General features: G+C 69.7%; 17 protein-coding genes. 11 read left to right on the forward strand and 6 right to left on the reverse strand.

Annotation, left to right across the window (positions count from 1 at the left end; translation table 11 throughout):
- The coding region (locus ACLBYD_RS24615) for a THUMP-like domain-containing protein (RefSeq protein ID WP_447818478.1) at window positions 1–1084 on the forward strand (1084 nt) is incomplete at its 5' end.
- Between the two features lie 24 nt (window positions 1085–1108).
- On the opposite strand, the gene ACLBYD_RS24620 is transcribed toward ACLBYD_RS24615, so the two are convergent.
- Window positions 1109–2425, reverse strand: a complete 1317-nt coding sequence (locus ACLBYD_RS24620; RefSeq protein ID WP_447818479.1) for an outer membrane protein assembly factor BamB family protein — start codon at window positions 2423–2425, stop codon at window positions 1109–1111.
- A 93-nt stretch (window positions 2426–2518) separates the two neighbouring features.
- On the opposite strand from ACLBYD_RS24620, the gene ACLBYD_RS24625 reads away from it, so the two are divergent.
- Together ACLBYD_RS24625 and ACLBYD_RS24630 are read left to right on the forward strand one after the other, a co-directional pair.
- Entirely contained in the window at window positions 2519–3277 is a 759-nt protein-coding gene (locus ACLBYD_RS24625) for an acyltransferase (protein ID WP_447818480.1), read from the forward strand.
- 34 nt (window positions 3278–3311) lie between these two features.
- Entirely contained in the window at window positions 3312–4814 is a 1503-nt protein-coding gene (locus ACLBYD_RS24630; RefSeq protein ID WP_447818481.1) for an amidase, read from the forward strand.
- 13 nt (window positions 4815–4827) lie between these two features.
- Here the strand turns inward: ACLBYD_RS24630 and ACLBYD_RS24635 are convergent, their stop codons facing one another.
- Genes ACLBYD_RS24635 through ACLBYD_RS24650 form a run of 4 tightly spaced genes read right to left on the reverse strand, consistent with a single transcriptional unit; the run spans window position 4828 to window position 8958 of the window.
- Window positions 4828–5370, reverse strand: coding sequence for a GNAT family N-acetyltransferase (locus tag ACLBYD_RS24635; protein WP_447818482.1), 543 nt, complete (start codon window positions 5368–5370; stop codon window positions 4828–4830).
- Entirely contained in the window at window positions 5367–6614 is a 1248-nt protein-coding gene (locus ACLBYD_RS24640; protein WP_447818483.1) for a glycosyltransferase family 4 protein, read from the reverse strand. Before ACLBYD_RS24640 ends, ACLBYD_RS24635 begins: the two co-directional genes overlap by 4 nt.
- Window positions 6611–8131: a 1,4-alpha-glucan branching protein domain-containing protein gene (locus ACLBYD_RS24645; RefSeq protein WP_447818504.1), complete on the reverse strand. Its 1521-nt coding sequence runs from the start codon at window positions 8129–8131 to the stop codon at window positions 6611–6613. The genes ACLBYD_RS24640 and ACLBYD_RS24645 overlap by 4 nt, the downstream gene beginning before the upstream one ends.
- 26 nt (window positions 8132–8157) lie before the next feature.
- Complete coding sequence (locus ACLBYD_RS24650; protein WP_447818505.1) at window positions 8158–8958, reverse strand: methyltransferase domain-containing protein; 801 nt, start codon at window positions 8956–8958, stop codon at window positions 8158–8160.
- Window positions 8959–9181: 223 nt separating this feature from the next.
- On the opposite strand from ACLBYD_RS24650, the gene ACLBYD_RS24655 reads away from it, so the two are divergent.
- From ACLBYD_RS24655 to ligA, 8 genes are all read left to right on the forward strand, one after another.
- Complete coding sequence (locus ACLBYD_RS24655) at window positions 9182–9967, forward strand: electron transfer flavoprotein subunit beta/FixA family protein (protein ID WP_019288406.1); 786 nt, start codon at window positions 9182–9184, stop codon at window positions 9965–9967.
- Window positions 9968–10012: 45 nt separating this feature from the next.
- Window positions 10013–10969 (forward strand): electron transfer flavoprotein subunit alpha/FixB family protein, encoded by a 957-nt coding sequence (locus ACLBYD_RS24660; RefSeq protein WP_006554564.1) that lies wholly within the window; start codon window positions 10013–10015, stop codon window positions 10967–10969.
- Between the two features lie 143 nt (window positions 10970–11112).
- On the forward strand, window positions 11113–11943 hold the full coding sequence (locus ACLBYD_RS24665; RefSeq protein WP_277369888.1) for a GNAT family N-acetyltransferase: 831 nt from the start codon (window positions 11113–11115) through the stop codon (window positions 11941–11943).
- An 83-nt stretch (window positions 11944–12026) separates the two neighbouring features.
- The gene (locus ACLBYD_RS24670; protein WP_447818484.1) at window positions 12027–12830 is read left to right on the forward strand and encodes a lysophospholipid acyltransferase family protein; all 804 of its coding nucleotides are present in this window, start codon (window positions 12027–12029) and stop codon (window positions 12828–12830) included.
- A 58-nt stretch (window positions 12831–12888) separates the two neighbouring features.
- On the forward strand, window positions 12889–14124 hold the full coding sequence (locus ACLBYD_RS24675; protein ID WP_447818485.1) for a cysteine desulfurase family protein: 1236 nt from the start codon (window positions 12889–12891) through the stop codon (window positions 14122–14124).
- Complete coding sequence (gene mnmA / locus ACLBYD_RS24680) at window positions 14121–15200, forward strand: tRNA 2-thiouridine(34) synthase MnmA (RefSeq protein ID WP_447818486.1); 1080 nt, start codon at window positions 14121–14123, stop codon at window positions 15198–15200. The genes ACLBYD_RS24675 and mnmA overlap by 4 nt, the downstream gene beginning before the upstream one ends.
- Complete coding sequence (locus tag ACLBYD_RS24685) at window positions 15197–16222, forward strand: methionine synthase (protein WP_447818487.1); 1026 nt, start codon at window positions 15197–15199, stop codon at window positions 16220–16222. The genes mnmA and ACLBYD_RS24685 overlap by 4 nt, the downstream gene beginning before the upstream one ends.
- A gap of 37 nt (window positions 16223–16259) precedes the next feature.
- Entirely contained in the window at window positions 16260–18368 is a 2109-nt protein-coding gene (gene ligA, locus ACLBYD_RS24690; protein ID WP_447818488.1) for an NAD-dependent DNA ligase LigA, read from the forward strand.
- Between the two features lie 37 nt (window positions 18369–18405).
- Here ligA and ACLBYD_RS24695 read toward each other — a convergent pair whose 3' ends face one another.
- On the reverse strand, window positions 18406–19047 hold the full coding sequence (locus ACLBYD_RS24695; protein ID WP_064061611.1) for a hypothetical protein: 642 nt from the start codon (window positions 19045–19047) through the stop codon (window positions 18406–18408).
- Window positions 19048–19127: the final 80 nt, after the last annotated feature.

Below are 19127 nucleotides of genomic sequence, written 5' to 3' on the forward strand. Positions count from 1 at the left end.
CGCCGACCGGGAACTGTCGGCGCGTACGCGTCTTGCCGATATCGGTTGGGCGCGTACGCATTTCGGTGATCGTGCCGGAATGCTCGTCGAAACCGTGATCCTGCGGCGCAAGGCGGAGGCGAAGATCGCCGGCGGCGGCGAGTGGGTGCTCACCGACGACGCTCTGCAGCAGTCGACGCCCACGCGCGTCGCGGCCCACCGCGCCGAGCGAGTGCGCGGGCGCACAGTGCACGACGTGACGTGTTCGATCGGCGCCGAACTCACCGAACTCGTCGGGGTCGCCGAGACCGTGATCGGCAGCGATCTCGACGACGTGCGTCTGGCGATGGCCGCGCACAACGTCCCCGGGGCGTACCTCCTGCGCGCCGACGCCCTGCGTCCGGTCACGCGGGGCACCACCGTCATCGCCGATCCCGCACGCCGTTCGGGCGGGCGACGGACCCACGATCCGGCCGCGCTGCAACCACCGCTGCCCGATCTCCTCGACGCCTACGCGGGCCGCGATCTCGCCGTGAAGTGCGCACCGGGACTGGATTTCGACTCGTTCGACTGGGCCGGTGAGGTCGAGGTCGTCTCGCTCGACGGTGGAGTCCGCGAAGCGTGCCTGTACTCGCCGGGATTGAGCACTCCCGGCGTGCGCCGACGGGCTGCAGTACTGCGTTCGGACGGAACCGGTTTCGAGATCACCGACGCCGCGGATGACGACATTCCGGAACGGAAGCCGGGGGAGTGGATCGTCGACCCCGACGGCGCGATCGTGCGCGCCGGTCTCGTCCGCCACTACGCGGCAGCCCACGGACTGTGGCAACTCGACCCGCGGATCGCCTATCTCACCGGCGACAGCCTGCCCGACGGAGTACGGGGTTTCCGGATCGTCGAGCGTCTCAAGTACAGCGAGAAGACGCTCCGTCAGGCGCTCGCTCGCCACGACTGCGGCGCGGTCGAGATCCTCGTGCGCGGCGTCGACGTCGACCCGGCGGCATTGCGTCCGCGCCTGAAACTGCGCGGGTCGGCCTCGCTCAGCGTGGTACTCACCCGCATCGGCCGGACGCCGGAAGCCTTCGTCTGCACGCCGTCGCGCTGACCGCCCTCACACGGGCGGCCGTCCTCACACCGACTGCGGTTCGCGCAGCACCACCACGTCCCCGTCGACGGTCGTGATCACGAACTCCCCGCCCGGGCCGACGCCGGTGCCGACCGGCAGTCCGGTGGAGGGATCGAGCGGTTCCTCCTCGAGCGTCGCTCCGTCCGCGAGATCGAGCACCGCCGCTGCGAGACCCCGATCGCCGTCGACGACCACATAGGCCCGGCCGTCGGCGGTCACCGCCGGTGCACCGTACGGAGTCACGTCCGCCCGTTCCCACTCGACCTCGACGCTGTCGCCGCCGTCGCGCAGGGCCGTCAGCGGGGCGCTGCCGTCGGCCGACGCGAGGAGCAGCAGTCCGTCCTCGGTGACGGCGGGACCGAGCGCCGTGGGACGGCCGGTCTCGTGGGTCCATCGCACTTCGCCCGTCTCGGCGTCGAGCGCCCACAGGGCACCTTCCCCGTCGTGGACGTAGACGGTCGAACCGTCCGCGGACAGAACCGGACTCGTCACCGCACCTCCGGGGAGGTCGGGTACCGACCACTCCTCGGTGACCACGGCGTCGTCACCGGGTGTGTAGCGCAGCGCCAGGAGCGCCGACCGGTCCGCCCCCGGACGCCACACGGTGACGAAGACACGGTCGGTGGCGGTGTCGACGGCCGGGGTGGTGGCGACCGGGCAGTCCGCCGAGCCACCGAAGCAGGCGGGCAGACCGTGATCGCTCGCGAGTCGCGGCAGGTTCTGTCCGTCCTCGACGGTCGGCACCGGCACCAGATCGAACAGCGGTGCCTCGAGGTGTCCCGTCTGCGGGTCGACGACGTTGACCTGACCGAAATGCGTGACCACCAACAGGCTTCCGTCGGAGGTGAACTGTGCGCTGCGGGGGCTGCCGCTCACGGGAATGCGCCAGCGACGCTGGCCGTGCTCGTTGAACGACAGCAGTCCGCCGTCCTCACCGACGTAGATGTTCGCGACGCCGTCGGAGACGGGGGTGATCGTCGTGACGGCCGGGGCGAGACGCGTGCACCAGCGCTTACGGCCCGTGTCCATCTGGAAGGAGAACAGATTGCATCCGGCCTCCGTCGCGGCCGCCACCGAGACCTGGCCGTTGGCCGCGATGCCGGCGGGGGAGCCGACCGGGCCGCCCAGCGGACGCGTCCAGCCGGGCGCGAGGTCGTCGACGCTCTCGGCGGTCGCGGTGTTGCTGTTGCGGGCATCGGAGTGCCGTCCCGGCCAGCCACCGCTCGACAACACGTCGTCGGTGCCGGCCCCACCGCCGCACGCGCTCAGCGCGAAGACCACCGTCAGCGCCGGGACCGCGGTCCGCAGGACACCCCGCATCACTCAACTCCTCCACAGGCGAACGATTCGACGTGTCAGCGTATCGGGCCGGGGGTCGTGAGCCGCGAACGAGGCGGACCGTAGGCTGCCCCTATGACGAGCATGTGGGGTGCACCTCTGACGGCGAGGTGGCGCGGGTCCCGTCGCAGGGATCCCGAACAGGCACGATTCCTGACGCTGTCCTCTCTGAAGTGGGTGCTGGACAACAAGGCGTACACGCCCTGGTACCTGGTCCGGTACTACCGCCTGGCGAAGTTCCGCCTGGCCAATCCGCACGTGGTGCTGCGCGGCATGGTCTTCCTGGGCAAGAACGTCGAGATCCACGCGACGCCCGAACTGTCGCGCCTCGAGATCGGCCGCTGGGTCCACATCGGCGACGGCAACGCCATCCGCTGCCACGAGGGCTCGCTCCGGATCGGCGACAAGGTCGTCTTCGGCAAGGACAACGTCGTCAACACCTATCTCGACATCGAGGTCGGCGCGTCGACGCTGGTCGCCGACTGGTGCTACATCTGCGACTTCGACCACCGCACCGAGGACATCACCTACCCGATCAAGGACCAGGGCATCGTCAAGAGCCCCGTCCGGATCGGTCCGGACACCTGGATCGCCGCGAAGGTCACCGTGCTCCGCGGCACCCGGGTCGGCCGCGGTTCGGTGCTCGGAGCGCACGCGGTCGTCAAGGGTGACATCCCCGATTTCAGTATCGCGGTGGGTTCGCCCGCCAAGGTCGTGAAGAACCGTAAGGTGGCGTGGGAGAGCGCCGCTGCCGAGCGTGCCGCCCGGGAAGCGGCGCTCGCCGATATCGCACGGAAGAAGTCGGGAGACACGCCCGCGGACGTGCACCAGTAGCGACGCGGGCCGGGACACTGTCGGGGGACAGCAGATGGACTACTCGGAGTATCGAAGTCACGACGCGACCGGCCTCGCCGAACTCGTCGCGACGGGGCAGGTATCGGCGAGCGAGCTGCTCGAGACCGCGATCGCGCGGCTCGACACGGTCGAACCGACACTGAACACCGTCGTCCGCAGGCTCGACGACAAGGCCCGTGTCCGGGCACGCGAGCCGCTCGACGGTCCGTTCGCCGGGGTGCCGTTCCTGCTCAAGGATCTGGGGCAGGATCTGGCCGGTGAGCCGACCTCGTGCGGTTCCCGTGTCCTCGCGGACCTGCCGATGGACGAGAACTCGGTGATCGTCGATCGGTGGCTCGGGGCCGGCCTGGTCCCGTTCGCCAAGACCAACACCCCCGAGTTCGGGGCGAAGGGCATCACCGAACCCGAGGCGTTCGGGGCCACCCGCAACCCGTGGGATCCGTCGGTGACGCCGGGCGGGTCGTCGGGTGGTTCCGCTGCCGCGGTCGCGGCCGGCGTCGTTCCCGCTGCCGGAGCGAGTGACGGAGGCGGCTCCATCCGCATTCCCGCCGCCTGCTGCGGGCTCCTCGGGCTCAAGCCCGGACGCGGACTCGTGCCCACCGGTATGCGCGGCGGGGAACCGCTGCACGGGGCAGCCACCAACGGGGTGATCTGCCGGACGGTGCGCGACGCCGCTGCCTTCCTCGACGTCATGGCGGGCCCGTACGCGGGTGGGCCGTATCTCGTCGAGCGTGCCCAGTCGTACGCGGAGGCCGCGCGCTCGGCGCCGAAGCGGTTGCGGATCGGATACGAGACCGCGTCACCGATCGGGACGCCGGTCGATCCGGAGGCGAAGGCCGCGGTGGACGCTGCCGTCGCGGTGCTCGAGGAACTCGGCCATCACGTCGAACCCGCCTCGACGGGTATCGACGAACGGCGTCTCGCAGAGGACTTCCTCACCATGTGGTTCGCCACGGCCGCCGCGGAGGTCGCCGAGGCCTGCCGCCTCACCGGAGCACGACCCGAGGACTTCGAGTTCGACACCCGCATCATCGCCGCCGTGGGCAAGGCGACCTCGGCGTCGGACTACATTGCGGCCCATGCCCGCTGGGCCGAGTACGCGAGCGGTCTCGCGCAGTTCCACGAACGCTACGATCTGCTGCTCACGCCGACACTCGCCTTCCCGCCGTCGCGCATCGGCGAACTCGACACGCCCCACTGGATGCGGCGTGCCGGCGAGGCGCTCCTGCGTACCCGCACCGCGTGGATCGCGACCCGGGCCGGTTTCATCGACCGGGTGGTGGACGACAATCTGGGCCGCACCCCCTACACGCAGCTGGCCAATATCACCGGGCGCCCGGCGATCTCGGTGCCGTTGCACTGGACGGTGTCCGGTCTGCCGCTCGGGGTGCAGTTCGTCGGCCCACTCGGTGGGGAGAGTTTGCTCCTCGCCCTCGCAGGCGAACTCGAACAGGCCCGGCCGTGGTTCGATCGGCAGCCGCCGCTCGCTCCGGCCGAGTTGTCCGCTACCTCGTGAGTCGAAGGTCGACTCAGGGTCGGCCCAGAGGCTTCCGGTAGACGACCGTTTCACATAGGACCGCAAGAGCCGGAACGAGTTCCGGATGGCGCGTATCGAGCGGCGCGGGCTCCTCCGGCACGTACCCGAGCCGGGTGTAGAGCCGGTCGAGGAACACCTTCGACTCGTGTGAGGTGTCGCGCGGACGGATCACCTCGAGTTGCATCGTCTCGAAACCTCGCTCGGCGAACTCCGTCTCGACGGTGTCGATCAGGAGGCGGCCGACGCCCGTGCCGCGGACCTTCGGGTCGGAGGCGAGCATCCCGAACTCGGCCGTCGTCGCGTCGACCGGAGTCACGCGAATGCAGCCGACCACCCGGCCGTGCGAGCGGGCGATGCGGATGCTGCCCTCCCGCGCGTACCGGGTGATCTCGTCCGTGTCGGTCCGCGTGGTACCCGGAACCCACATGCCGTCCTCGGCCACCGCGTAGACGGCGTTGAGCAGTGCGGTGACGGCGACGATGTCGGATTCGTGCGGTGCCAGGCGCTCGACCTGGACCGTGTGCTGCTCGTTCATCCGCGGTCCGGGAGGGGACGTTGGGGGATCGTGGGGCGTGCGAGCGGGTGACGCACCCGCCGCTTCGCCGACAAGTAGACCTGCGCGGTTTCTTCGGCGACGCGGCGCCAGTCGAAGTCGTCGGTCAGTCGTGCCCGGGCCGCCCGCGCGCGCACTTGGGCGGCCTCGGGATCGTCGAGGGTTTCCCGGACGGCCGAGACGAGTCCGGCCACGTCGCCGGGCCGGAACGACAGTCCGGTCACGCCGTCGACCACGGCTTCGCCCAGGCCGCCGGCGGTGGACGCGATGAGCGGGGTACCCGCTGCGGCGGCCTCGAGGGCGATGATGCCGAACGGCTCGTAGCGGCTCGGCAGCACGATCGCGTCGGCGCCGTGCAGCCAGCCGAGCAGTTCGGTGTGGTCGAGGTTGCCGAGGAAACTCACCGAGCGTGCGACGCGGTGTACGCGTGCCTGCTCGCGCAGCCACTCGAACTGGGTGCCCTCACCGGCGACCACGAGGGTCGTGCCGGGATGCGAGCGGCGGATGCGGGGGAGCGCGGCGATCGCGTCCTGCACACCCTTCTCGTATTCGAGGCGGCCGACGTACAGCAGTCGTGCCGGCCCGGGACGCGGTTCGCGTTCGCGGTACGACCAGGTGGTGATGTCGATGCCGTTGCGGATCACCGAGATCTCCGGCAGGTCCGGACCGTACAACTCGGTGACCTCGTCGTGCATCGACGCCGAACACGTGATGAGACGGTCGGATTCGTTGGCGAGCCACCACTCGACGGAATGCACCTGGCGGTTGATCCGGCCCGACAGCCAACCGCTGTGGCGACCGGCCTCGGTCGCGTGCAGGGTCGACACGAGCGGCACGTCGAAGTACTCGGCCAGCGCGATCGCGGGGTGGGCGACGAGCCAGTCGTGGGCGTGGACGACGTCCGGATACCAACCTTCGCCGATGCCGCCGCGGGTCAGCCCGATCCCGGCGCGGACCATCGCGTGGCCCATCGCCAGCGTCCAGGCGATCATGTCCTCGCCGAAGTCGAAGTGGGGTGCGTCCTCCGCGACCGCCACCACGAGCACGCCGTCGGCGATGTGGCTGATCGTGGGGTGGGTCGACGCATCGGTGCCGGTCGGGCGACGTGACAGCACCACCACCTCGTTGCCCGCCGCGGCGAGTTCGGTGGCGAGATGATGGACGTGTCTGCCCAGGCCGCCGACGACGACGGGTGGGTACTCCCATGAGACGAGCAGGATCTTCATCGCGGGCCTCCGTGGCGTCCGGGCAGTCGTCGGGCGTCGAGTCCTGGGAAGAGATTGTCGGCGCGGTTCCATCCGTCGGCCAGACGCTGTGCCGTCTCGGTGCGTCCGGAGTCGACCGCCTCGGCGATCTCACGCAGGGCGTGGGCGTGTTTGTGCGCGCGGTCGCGGGCATAGGCGGCGGCGGTGTCCTTGCTGACCATGAACGCCCAGTCGCTGGAGACCGTCAGCAGCGCTTCGCGCACCATCTGGTCGTGCACGCGGTTGCGGAGCGCGACCGACGACGTGCTCTGCTCGCGGGACTTGTCGATGCTGTCGAGGGTCGTGCGCACCACCTCGTCGTTGAGACGCACGAGATCGGCGACCTGGTCGCCGGCCCAGACCCGCCAGTCCTTGCCCGAACCCCACGACGAGTTCTCGAGATCGACGGAGGCGCCGACGTATCCGCGGTCGCGGGCATCGGCGAGGGTTCCCACCTCCATGCCGGCCTCGGGAAGCGCGCGGAGCAGTCGTTCGAGGAAGATCGGACCTTCGAACCACCAGTGGCCGAACAGTTCCGTGTCGAAGGCCGCGACGACGAGTGCGTCCCGGCCGATGCGGTCGGATTCGCTGCGCAGTCGCTGCCGGACGGTCTCGACGAAGTCGGCGACGTGCCGGTCGACGGCGTGCGACGCGAGTTCGGGATCGTAGGGCGCCTTCTCGTGCGAGGGCACCGTGCGGCCCGTGACGCGGGACGGTTTGAGTCCGGTGTCGTGGCAGTAGGTGTGGAAGTCGCGGTAGGCGGAGTGGCCGGGATAGCCGGACTTCGGCGACCACACCCGGTACGAGACCTGCAGGTCGCGGCCGAAACACACGACGTCCGAGTCGCGGACCGTGCGGCCGAGCGAGGTGTCGCCGCGCAGCGCGGGACCGTCGACCATGAAGTGCTCGACTCCCGCTGCGGCGTAATCGTTCTCCATGCCCGGCGTGTAACCGCATTCCGGACCCCAGATGCCGCGGGGGCGATGGTTCCAGCGGGCGTGCGCGTCGGCGAGACCTTCGGACAACGAGAAGGCGCGCAGTCGCGGGTCGAGGAGGGGCTGGAACGGATGGGCGAGAGGCCCACCGAGCAGTTCGATCGCGTCGGCGTCGATCAGCTGCCGCACGACGGGGGATCCGCCGTGGCGCCAATGGGTTTCGAAGTCCTCCAGTGCCGCGGTGGCGGCGCGGTGCTCGCGGGCGCCGAGTGCGCGGTAGGACTCCTCCCGCATGCCGGCCGCCTCGTGCGCGCGCAGCTGCCAGTTGCCGAGCCAGTGGTGCATCCCGGCGAGGCAGTGCGGGTCGTCGAGTTGCGCGGCCAGTACCGGGGTGATGCCGAGTGTGAGCATCCGGGTCCGGCCTTCGGCGGCGAGCCGCCGCAGCACGTCGGTGACGGGCAGATAGGTCGCTGCCCACGACTGGTAGAGCCATTCCTCGCCGACGGGCCACCGGCCGTGATGGGCGAGCCACGGGAGGTGGGAGTGGAGGACGAGCGCGAACATGCCGGGTTCGCGGGACGATGCGGCACTCACGGAGCGGTGTCCTTCGCTGCGGGGTCCTTCACGGCGATCGCGACGAGATCGAGGCTCGCATCGATGTTCTCGGGGACGATGGCGAAGTCGTCGGTGGAGACCATCGCGACGTCGGCGGTGAGATCGTCCGGCCACGGCTGCCCGGCGAGGGCGCGCTCGATCTGGGCGTCGATGAACGATCCGCCGTGCTTGGCATCGAGTGCGCGCAGCGTGGGGCCGTGGTGCACGCCGGTCATGAGTTCGACGCGGAAGCCGGCGTCCTCGAGCAGTTCGGTCAGTTCGGCGGCGTTCAGCTCACGGGTGTGGAAGGGGTTGAGCGGGGTGTCGCGGCCGGGGGAGAAGGTGATCCGGTTGGGAGTACTGATGAGCAATTCGCCGCCGGGGGTGAGAACGCGGTGACATTCGCGTAGGAACTGTGTCTGATCCCACAGATGCTCGATCACCTGGAAGTTCACGACCGTATCGACCGATTCGTCCTCGAGGGGAAGTTCGGCGAGGTTTCCGTGCCGGATGTCCACGCGGGGGTAGCGCGCGCGGATGTGTGCGACGGCGCTCTCGTCGTAGTCGAGGCCGATCACGCGCGTCGCCACATCGGCGATCATGTCGGCTCCGTAGCCTTCGCCGGCGCCGGCCTCGAGCACGGCCCGGTTCTCGCAACGGGGGAGAAAGTGCTGGTAGACGACCTCGTGACGTCGGAACCAATAGTTCTCCTCGGCGATGCCGGGGACCGTCCGTTCGCCGGTGAGGGGGAGGGTGTGCGCGTCATCGGCGCGGGCGGGGGTGTCGCTCACCGCCACGACATTAGACCTCTCCCCGGAGGGGTGGTCTCCGGTGTTCCAGATCACAGGTTTCGTCGTCCTTCCGTACGGCTATGGTGAACCGGGAATCCCGTCAAGTTACTGGCTGGTAACTTAGCGGCTGATAATCTATCGCACACGCCGTGCGAAAGACACGAGTGCTCGGTTCAGGCAGCGCCTTGCCGACCAAAGGCAGCTACACACAGGAGGTCGACGCAGACCCATGACGAACATCGTCGTTTTGATCAAGCAGGTCCCCGACACGTGGTCCGAGCGCAAGCTCAGCGACGGCGACTACACGCTCGACCGTGAGGCCGCCGACGCCGTGCTCGACGAGATCAACGAGCGCGCTGTCGAGGAAGCTCTGCTCATCAAGGAGCGCGACGGCGGTGAGGTCACCGTTCTGACCGCCGGCCCGGACCGCGCCACCGACGCCATCCGCAAGGCGCTGTCCATGGGCGCCGACAAGGCGATCCACCTCAACGATCCCGCCATGCACGGCTCCGACTCGATCCAGACCGCGTACGCGATCGCCGCTGCACTCGGCCAGATCGAGGGTGTCGAGCTGGTCATCGCCGGTAACGAGGCCACCGACGGTCGCGTGGGCGCCGTGCCCGCGATCATCGCCGAGTACCTGGGCCTGCCCCACCTGACGCACCTGCGCAAGCTCACGATCGCGGACGGCAAGGCCTCCGGCGAGCGCGAGACCGACGAGGGCGTCTTCGGCATCGAGGCTCCGCTCCCCGCCATCGTCTCGGTCACCGAGAAGATCAACGAGCCCCGCTTCCCCTCCTTCAAGGGCATCATGGCCGCCAAGAAGAAGGAAGTTCAGACCCTCACCCTCGCCGACATCGGTCTCGATCCCGAGATCTTCGGTGTTGCGAACGCTGCGTCCACCGTCACCGGTGTGACCCCGAAGCCCCCGCGCACCGCGGGTGAGCGCGTCACCGACGAGGGCGACGGCGGCAGCAAGATCGCTCAGTACCTGGTCGGCCAGAAGATCATCTGATCGCGCCCCGCGACAACATCTGACATATCTAGGAGAGAAGTAGTAATGGCAGAAGTACTCGTGCTCGTCGAGCATGCCGAGGGCGCGCTCAAGAAGGTCAGCACCGAACTCATCACCGCCGCGCGTGTGCTCGGCGAGCCCTCCGCCGTCGTCGCAGGTGCCCCCGGCACCGCCGACGCGCTGCAGGACGCCCTCGCCGCCGCCGGTGCGGTCAAGGTCTACGCCGCCGAGTCCGAAGACGTCGACAACTACCTGGTGACCCCGAAGGTCGACGTCCTCGCGTCGCTCGTCGAGTCCACCAGCCCCGCCGCCGTCATCACCGCCGCGTCCGTCGAGGGCAAGGAGGTGTCGGGCCGCCTTGCCGCCCGCATCGGCTCCGGTCTGCTCGTCGATGTCGTCGACGTCAAGGCCGACGGCTCCGCCGTGCACTCGATCTTCGGTGGCGCGTTCACCGTCGACGCCAAGGCCAACGGTGAGGTCCCCGTGATCTCCATCCGCCCGGGCGCCATCGAGGCCAAGCCCGAGGCTGCCGCCGCCGAGCGTGTGGCCGTCGAGGTTCCGGCCCAGGAAGAGAACGCCGTGAAGATCGTCTCGCGCGATCCGATCGTCGGCGGCGACCGTCCGGAGCTGACCGAGGCGTCGATCGTCGTCTCCGGTGGCCGCGGTGTCGGTTCGGCCGACAAGTTCTCCGTCGTCGAGGAGCTCGCCGACTCGCTCGGTGCCGCCGTCGGTGCTTCCCGCGCCGCCGTCGACTCGGGCTACTACCCGGGCCAGTTCCAGGTCGGTCAGACCGGTAAGACGGTCTCCCCGCAGCTGTACGTCGCGCTCGGCATCTCCGGCGCCATCCAGCACCGCGCCGGCATGCAGACGTCGAAGACCATCGTCGCCGTCAACAAGGACGAAGAGGCCCCGATCTTCGAGATCGCGGACTACGGCGTCGTCGGCGACCTGTTCAACGTCGCTCCGCAGCTGACCGAAGAGGTCAAGAAGCACAAGGGCTGATCCGCTCCGGCAGATCGATCCCTGCGCGGCCCCGCTCCTTCGAAAGGANCCGCGTGCATTCTGCGGGAGTGTTCATCGGCGATGCATCGCCGCGACACCCCGTCGCCGCCGGCGCGCCTCCCACGGTCGTTACACCTTGGGGCATGACCACATCGCCGGTGCTGTACCGCCCGAGTGGGTTCACCGCTCCCGTCCTGTCCGGCCCCCGATACTCCCTCGTCGTGTCGACCGAAGCGTCGGATCGCCTGGCTGCGCAACGTCTTCGGTACCGGGTCTTCTCCGGTGAACCCGGCTTCCGGATCCCCGATGCGGGGGACGGATCCGACGCCGACCGGTTCGACGAGTTCTGCGACCACGTGCTGGTGCGCGATCGGGTCACCGACGACGTCGTCGGCTGTTACCGGATGCTCCCGCCCGGAGCCGCCTGCGAGGCCGGTGGGTACTACACCGCCACCGAATTCGATCTCTCCGCACTCGACCCACACGGGCGCGGCCTGGTGGAGATGGGCAGGGCCTGCGTCGATCCCGCCCACCGTTCCGGGTCGGTCCTCACCCTGATGTGGGCCGGCATCCTGCACTATCTCGAGGCGACCGGACACAACGAGGTCGTCGGATGCGTCTCGGTGCCCATGCGCACGACGCCCGACGAACCCGAGGCGTCGAACGTCCGGGCCGTGCGCGACCTGCTGCTCGACCGACACGCCGTCGAACCCGCAGCGCGGGTCCGACCGCTGAATCCCGTGGTGGTCGACGGCCACCCGCTCGACGAGATCGCTCCGTTGCCGCGCCCGGTCGTCCCGCCGCTCCTGCGCGGATACCTGCGGCTCGGTGCCCGGATCTGTGGTGAACCGGCCCACGACCCGGACTTCGGGGTCGCCGACTTCGTCGCGATGCTCGCCGTGGACCGGGCGGACACCCGCTATCTCGCCCGCCTGCGCGCGGCCGCCGAGCGTGCCGAGCGGGGGTCGCGGTGACTCGGGCCGGTACGACACGGGTGCACGCGTGGATGCCGTCGAGTCCGTGCGGGATCCGGTGCCTGCCGGACGGGACGGATCGTGTGGGTCTGCCGACGGTGTGGTTGCGCATCGCGATCGTCACGGTCGTGCTGACGGTGGTGCCGCTCCTGCTGGCCGGGCGGATGATTCCCGCGACGTGTCGGGAGAGCGCGGTGCGCCGCAGTGCGCGCGTGTTGTTGTGGTGCGTAGGCATCCGTCCGACGATCGACGACCGGCGTGACCGGCGGGCGCACGCAGGGGGCGTGCTCGTCGTTGCACCGCACGTCTCGTGGACGGATGTCCTCGTCCTCACGGCGGTCGCTCCCGCGGAGTTCGTCGCACGAGCGGATCTGCTCGACTGGGGCCTGCTGGGCGCACTCGCACGCCGGATGCGTGTCATCACCATCGAACGGGAACGACTGCGACTGCTGCCCGACGTGATCGAGCGAGTACGCACCCGCTTGCTGGAGGGCGGGCGCGTCGCCGTCTTCCCCGAAGGCACGACGCGATGCGGACGGTCCCACGGCGGTTTCCGCCCCGCCCTGCTGCAGGCGGCCGTGGACGCGCAGTGCCCCGTCCAGCCCGTCGGCCTGCGATACGGCGAGCGCGGGGGAGACCTCACCGCCGTGCCGGCCTTCGTCGGCGACGAGACGATGGGTTCCTCGATCCGGCGGATGATCCGGAACCGCGGTGTCGTCGTCGAAGTCGTGCTCGCTCCGCTCGAACATCCGGGTCGGGACCGGCACGATCTCGCAGCCCGATGCGCCCGCGCGGTCCGTGACGAGCGCCCGGTCGAGGCCGTGGCGTTCCTGCCGGTCGGTGGCTCACCGGCCGGTGGAGCGGCACGGACGCCGGACGCCGCCTGACGGGCGACCCCCCTGAGCGCGGCGGGCACCTGCGCCGACCCGCTATCCTGGATCGGTCATGACCTCGCCCGCCGCCGGTCCCTCCGGTACCTCCACGACCGTCTACCTCGATCACGCCGCGACGACGCCGATGCTTCCTGCGGCCGTCGAGGCGATGACGTCGGTCCTCACCACCGTCGGAAACGCGTCCTCCCTGCACGGATCGGGGCGCGCAGCGCGCCGGCGCGTCGAGGAGTCGCGGGAGTCGATCGCGGCCGCCCTCGGCGCCCGACCCTCCGAGGTGATCTTCGTCTCCGGTGGCACCGAGGGCGACAACCTGGCCGTCAAGGGCATCTATTGGGGCCGCCGCGCCCAGGACCGCCGGCGTCGCCGGATCCTCGCGAGCGCGGTCGAACACCACGCCGTGCTCGNCGCCGTCGAATGGCTCGTCGAGCACGAGGATGCCCAGGTGACGTGGCTGCCGGTGGACGGGTCCGGCCGCGTCGATCCCACCACGCTCCGCGAGGAACTCTCGCGCCACGCCGACGAGGTCGCCCTCGTGTCCGTCATGTGGGCGAACAACGAGGTCGGCACCGTCATGCCGATCACCGAACTCGCTGCGGTCGCCGCCGAGTTCGACGTCCCGATGCACAGCGACGCCGTGCAGGCGGTCGCGCATCTCCCGGTCGATTTCACCGCGAGCGGACTGTCGGCACTGACCCTGGCCGCTCACAAGTTCGGTGGTCCGCAGGGAGTGGGAGCGCTGCTGCTCGGCAGGCAGGTGCCGTGCGTGCCGCTCGCCCACGGTGGGGGCCACGAACGCGACGTACGGTCCGGGACGCAGGACACCGCGTCCATCGTGGCGATGGCCGCCGCGCTGCGCGAGGTCACCTCGGATCTGCACGGCCGCACCGCCGAACTCGCGCACCTGCGCGATCTTCTCGTCGCGGGTGTCGAGGCGGCGATCCCCGACGCGATCCTCAACGGTCCTCGCGAGGCCGGACGACTGCCCAACAACGCGCACTTCACGTTCCCCGGATGCGAAGGGGACTCGCTGCTGATGTTGCTCGACGCGGCCGGTATCGAATGCTCGACCGGTTCGGCGTGCACCGCCGGGGTCGCACGGGCGAGTCACGTGCTCGTCGCGATGGGGGCGGACCCGATCACGGCACGCGGTTCGCTCCGATTCTCGTTGGGGCACACCACAACCCGCAGTGACATCGACAAACTGATCGAAACTCTCCCTTCCGTGGTGGACAGGGCTCGCGCCGCCGGACTGGCGAGCGCCGGTGGACGAGGAGGTGACCGGAGATGAGGATTCTTGCGGCAATGAGCGGCGGTGTGGACTCGGCGGTCGCCGCCGCCCGCATGGTCGAGGCCGGACACGACGTCGTGGGAGTGCATCTCGCGTTGTCGACCGCGCCGGGCACACTGCGCACCGGCTCGCGCGGATGCTGCTCGAAGGAGGACGCCGGCGATGCCCGCCGCGCCGCCGACGTGCTCGGAATTCCCTTCTACGTCTGGGATTTCGCAGACCGCTTCAAGGAGGACGTGATCGACGACTTCGTCGCGTCCTATGCCGCCGGTGAGACCCCGAACCCGTGCCTGCGTTGCAACGAGAAGATCAAGTTCTCGGCGCTGGCCGACCGTGCCGTCGCGCTCGGCTTCGACGCCGTCGCCACCGGTCACTACGCGCAGTTGAACGACGGGGTGCTGCGTCGCGCCGTCGACGCCGACAAGGACCAGTCGTACGTACTCGCCGTGCTCACCGCGCAGCAGTTGTCGCGCGCGGTGTTCCCCGTCGGCGACACCCCCAAGAGCCGGATCCGCGAGGAGGCCGCCGAACGCGGACTCGCGGTGGCGAACAAGCCCGACAGCCACGACATCTGCTTCATCCCGTCGGGCGACACCCGCGCCTTCCTCGGTGCCCGGATCGGTGTGCGTCCCGGCGCCGTCGTGGACGACCGTTCGGGTGAGGTGCTCGCGCAGCACGAGGGCGTGCACGGTTTCACCATCGGCCAGCGCAAGGGACTCGGTATCGCCGGGCCCGGACCGGATGGCCGCCCCCGCTACGTCACCGCGATCGAACCGGAGAGCGGCACCGTCCGGGTCGGCAGCGTCGAACAGCTGAAGGTCGAGTCGATCCGGGCCGAACGCGCCGTGTGGACCTCCGGCACCGCTCCTGTCGGACCGATCGAGTGCGTCGTCCAGGTCCGCGCCCACGGTGGCCTGGCCCCGGCCGTCGCCGAAGCGGTGGGTCCGGGCATCGAGATCTCGCTGCGCGAACCGCTCACCGGTGTCGCCGCCGGTCAGGCCGCCGTGCTGTACCGGCCCGACGCTGCGGGCGACATCGTCCTCGGCAGCGGCACCATCACGGCAGGGGACCGGTGACGGCACCTGCCACCGGCCGCGAGGTGTGGTCCGGTCTCGCGACAGGCATCGGCTCGTGGCCCGGGACGGACCCGCGTGAGGCCGCGGCGGTCGTCGTCGGCGAACTCACCGACCTGCCGCATCTCGTCGAACTGCCGGCGCGCGGCCTCGGCGCCGACATGATCGGGCGGGTCAGCGCCCTGCTCGTCGACATGTACCTCGACACCTCCACCACGGGCTACCGCCTCGTGTCGCGGCGCAGCGGTGTGGCCGCCCGGGCGCGCGACCTGCTCGCCCAGGACCTCGACGCGCTCGAGGAGGCATGGGAACGCGCCGGGCTGGATGCCGGCCGTCCCGTGAAGGTCCAGGCCGCCGGGCCGCTGACCCTCGCCGCTCATGTCGAACTCGCCACCGGACGACGGGTGCTCACCGACCGCGGCGCCGTCCGCGACCTGGCCGAATCGCTCGCGGAAGGCCTGGCCCGACACGCCGCCGAGATCACCCGCCGGCTCGGGGTGCAGGTGGTCGCGCAACTCGACGAACCGTCGCTGCCGGACGTGCTCGCCGGAACGCTGAAGGGCCGGACCGTCCTCGAGACCGTCCCTGCCGTGCCGGACCCGGAAGCGCTGGACGTGCTCGACACGACGATCCGGGGCACCGGGCTCTCCGTCGCGGTGCACTGCTGCGCGGGCACCTTCCCGGCCGACTTCCTGCGACGCAGCGCTGCCGACGCCGTGGCCTTCGACGTCGGACGCGTGCGACGCTCCGACCTCGACGAACTCGGCGAACTGTTCGACTCCGGCACGGTCCCGATCCTGGGGCTCGTGCCCGCCACCGCATCGGCCTCGACGGGCTGGCGCGAGTACGCGGCACCGGCCGTCGAACTGATCGACCGGCTCGGCTTCCCCCGGAAGGTGCTGCAATCGGTGGCGGTGAGCCCGGTCTGCGGGCTGGCCTCGGCCTCCACGGAGGGAGCACGGGCCGCTCTGCGTTCGCTGCGCGACGTCGCGTCGGCCTTCGCCGAGGAAGCCGACACGCTCTGAGTATTCCGGTCGGTCCCCTCGACTAGGCTTGCAGGCTGTGAGTGAACCGACGGACGCACCCATCACCGCTCCTCCGGAGGCGCGTGAGCGCTGGCAGGATCTCGCCGAACAGGTGCGCGAGCATCAGTTCCGCTACTACGTGCGCGACGCCCCCATCATCTCCGACGGTCAGTTCGACGCGCTCCTCGGCGAACTGCAGGCACTCGAGGAGCAGTACACCGAACTCCGCACGCCGGATTCGCCCACCCAGTTGGTCGGCGGCGGCTTCGCCACCGAGTTCGGTGCCGTCGAGCATCTCGAACGCATGCTCAGCCTCGACAACGTCTTCGACGAGGACGAACTGCGCGCGTGGCTCTCGCGCGCCGAGGTCGAGACCGGCACCCACCCCGATTATCTGTGCGAGGTGAAGATCGACGGCGTGGCGCTCAGCCTCGTCTACGAGAACGGCAAACTCGTCCGCGCGGCCACCCGCGGCGACGGGCGCACCGGGGAGGACGTCACCCTCAACGCCCGCACGATCGACGACGTTCCCGAAAAGCTGACCGGCACCGCCGAATACCCGATCCCGACGTTGCTCGAAGTGCGCGGAGAGGTGTTCTTCCGGCTCGAGGACTTCCAGACCCTCAACGCCGGGCTGGTGGCCGAAGGCAAGCCGCCCTTCGCGAATCCCCGCAATTCCGCCGCCGGTTCCCTCCGGCAGAAGAACCCGGCCGTCACCGCGCGCCGGCGTCTGCGCATGTACTGCCACGGCTACGGCCGCATGGAGGGCTTCGAACCCCGCTCGCAATCCGACGCCTACGCGGCCTTCGCGGCCTGGGGCCTGCCCGTCTCACCGCACACCGTTCGCGTGCAGGGCGCCGAGGCGGTCGTCGAGCGGATGCGCTACTGGGGCGAACACCGCCACGACATCGAACACGAGATCGACGGCCTGGTGGTCAAGATCGACGACATGGGGCTGCACCGCCGCCTCGGTGCCACGTCCCGCGCCCCACGGTGGGCGATCGCCTACAAGTACCCGCCGGAGGAGGTCACCACCAAGCTCCTCGACATCCGCGTCAGTGTCGGGCGCACCGGACGCGTGACCCCCTTCGCTTACATGGAGCCGGTCACCGTCGCCGGGTCCACCGTCTCGCTGGCGACGCTGCACAACGCGTCCGAGGTGGGGCGCAAGGGCGTGCTCATCGGCGACACCGTGGTCATCCGCAAGGCCGGCGACGTGATCCCGGAGGTCCTCGGCCCGGTCGTCGACCTGCGCGACGGTTCCGAGTACGCCTTCGAGATGCCCACGCAGTGCCCCGAATGCGGTACCACCCTCGCCCCGGCGAAGGAGGGCGACGTCGACCTGCGCTGCCCCAACTCGCGGTCGTGCCCGGCGCAATTGCGCGAGCGGGTCTTCCACGTCTCGGGCAGGGGAGCGTTCGACATCGAAGCCCTCGGCTACGAGGCGGCCACGGCACTGCTCGAGGGGAAGATCATCGCCGACGAGGGCGACCTGTTCTCGCTCACGAAGGAAGACCTCGAACGCATCCCGTTCTTCCGCACCACCAAGGGCGTGCTGTCGAAGAACGGCGAACGTCTGCTGCAGAACCTCGACAAGGCGAAGGAACAGCCGCTCTGGCGCGTGCTCGTCGCCCTGTCCATCCGGCACGTCGGACCGACCGCTGCGCGTGCGCTGGCCACCGAGTTCGGCAGCCTCGACCGGATCCGGGCCGCGTCCGTCGACGAGCTCGCGGCCGTCGAGGGCGTCGGACCGACGATCGCCGCGGCGGTGACCGACTGGTTCACCGTCGATTGGCACGTCGCGATCGTCGACAAGTGGGCGGCAGCGGGTGTGCGGATGGCCGACGAACGCGACGAATCGATCCCGCGAACCCTCGAAGGACTGTCGATCGTGGTCACGGGCACGCTCGCGGGATTCTCCCGCGACCAGGCCAAGGAGGCCGTCCTCGCGCGCGGAGGCAAGGCCGCCGGATCGGTGTCGAAGAAGACGGCTTTCGTCGTCATCGGCGACAACCCGGGTTCGAAGGCCGACAAGGCCGCCGATCTCGGAGTACCCGTGCTCGACGAGGACGGTTTCCGGATCCTGCTCGACGAGGGGCCCGACGCCGCTCGCGCCTATCTCGAAGGGCGCGAAGGGGAGAACTGAGACGCTCTCCGCCGGCAGGTGCCCTGCCGGCGGATTCTCAGGAGGCCGTTGCGGATTCCGGTTCCTCGGCGCTGCGCCTCCCGAGGAACACCGCCGCGGCGAGCAGGAAGCAGATCGCCCCGACGAACGTGCCGGTGTTGGCAAGGCTCGGGTCGAGAGTGTTTCCGTCGTCGAGGACGAACGAACCGACGGCGGAGACCCCGAAAGCGATCGACCCGAGCATGTTCAGCCACCCGCTGATCCAGTCCTTCGAGCGTGGCGCCCAATGCGAGCCCGCTCGCCAGAGGACTGCACACGCGATCGCGCTCGACACCAGGAAGCACAGGGACCCTTCGAGATTGGGGTTCCACACCAGGTGCTTCTCACCCTTGACGGTGTGGGCGTGCAGTGCGGCTCCCGTGCTGACGTTGAACAGCAGCGTACCGATGAACTGAATCAGCGACGCGAGCCAGTCGGCGCGGATCGCCGGGCTGCCCTTGTCCGTGACGGTGGCCGGCCCACTGAGCATCAATTGGACGAACGCTGCACCCGTGAAGAACCAGGAACCCACGAAGAACGAAGTATTTGCACCGGCGGTGCCGAGAAGCGTCGCAATTCCGGGCGCCGAACCCAATGCGAACAGGGCGGCGCCGATGACGAATCCCCAGGACTGCATGCGCAATGTCGGGTGAATCAGCATTGGCGCAGTGTAAGTCGGAGATCGGAAATTTGTGTGTTTTCGGAAGAAACTGTCCGATCGGATAGGTGCAGGTCAGAACG

The sequence above is a fragment of the Rhodococcus sp. C26F genome (genome assembly GCF_053345925.1).

Excerpts from the sequence above, each read along its gene's own strand:
- ACLBYD_RS24660 (WP_006554564.1), top strand. The coding sequence starts at position 10,013 with ATGGCAGAAGTACTCGTGCTCGTCGAGCATGCCGAGGGCGCGCTCAAG.
- mnmA (WP_447818486.1), top strand. The coding sequence starts at position 14,121 with ATGAGGATTCTTGCGGCAATGAGCGGCGGTGTGGACTCGGCGGTCGCC.
- ACLBYD_RS24665 (WP_277369888.1), top strand. The coding sequence starts at position 11,113 with ATGACCACATCGCCGGTGCTGTACCGCCCGAGTGGGTTCACCGCTCCC.
- ACLBYD_RS24695 (WP_064061611.1), bottom strand. The coding sequence starts at position 19,047 with ATGCTGATTCACCCGACATTGCGCATGCAGTCCTGGGGATTCGTCATC.
- ACLBYD_RS24640 (WP_447818483.1), bottom strand. The coding sequence starts at position 6,614 with ATGAAGATCCTGCTCGTCTCATGGGAGTACCCACCCGTCGTCGTCGGC.
- ACLBYD_RS24645 (WP_447818504.1), bottom strand. The coding sequence starts at position 8,131 with ATGTTCGCGCTCGTCCTCCACTCCCACCTCCCGTGGCTCGCCCATCAC.
- ACLBYD_RS24630 (WP_447818481.1), top strand. The coding sequence starts at position 3,312 with ATGGACTACTCGGAGTATCGAAGTCACGACGCGACCGGCCTCGCCGAA.
- ACLBYD_RS24625 (WP_447818480.1), top strand. The coding sequence starts at position 2,519 with ATGACGAGCATGTGGGGTGCACCTCTGACGGCGAGGTGGCGCGGGTCC.
- ACLBYD_RS24620 (WP_447818479.1), bottom strand. The coding sequence starts at position 2,425 with ATGCGGGGTGTCCTGCGGACCGCGGTCCCGGCGCTGACGGTGGTCTTC.
- ACLBYD_RS24655 (WP_019288406.1), top strand. The coding sequence starts at position 9,182 with ATGACGAACATCGTCGTTTTGATCAAGCAGGTCCCCGACACGTGGTCC.
- ACLBYD_RS24635 (WP_447818482.1), bottom strand. The coding sequence starts at position 5,370 with ATGAACGAGCAGCACACGGTCCAGGTCGAGCGCCTGGCACCGCACGAA.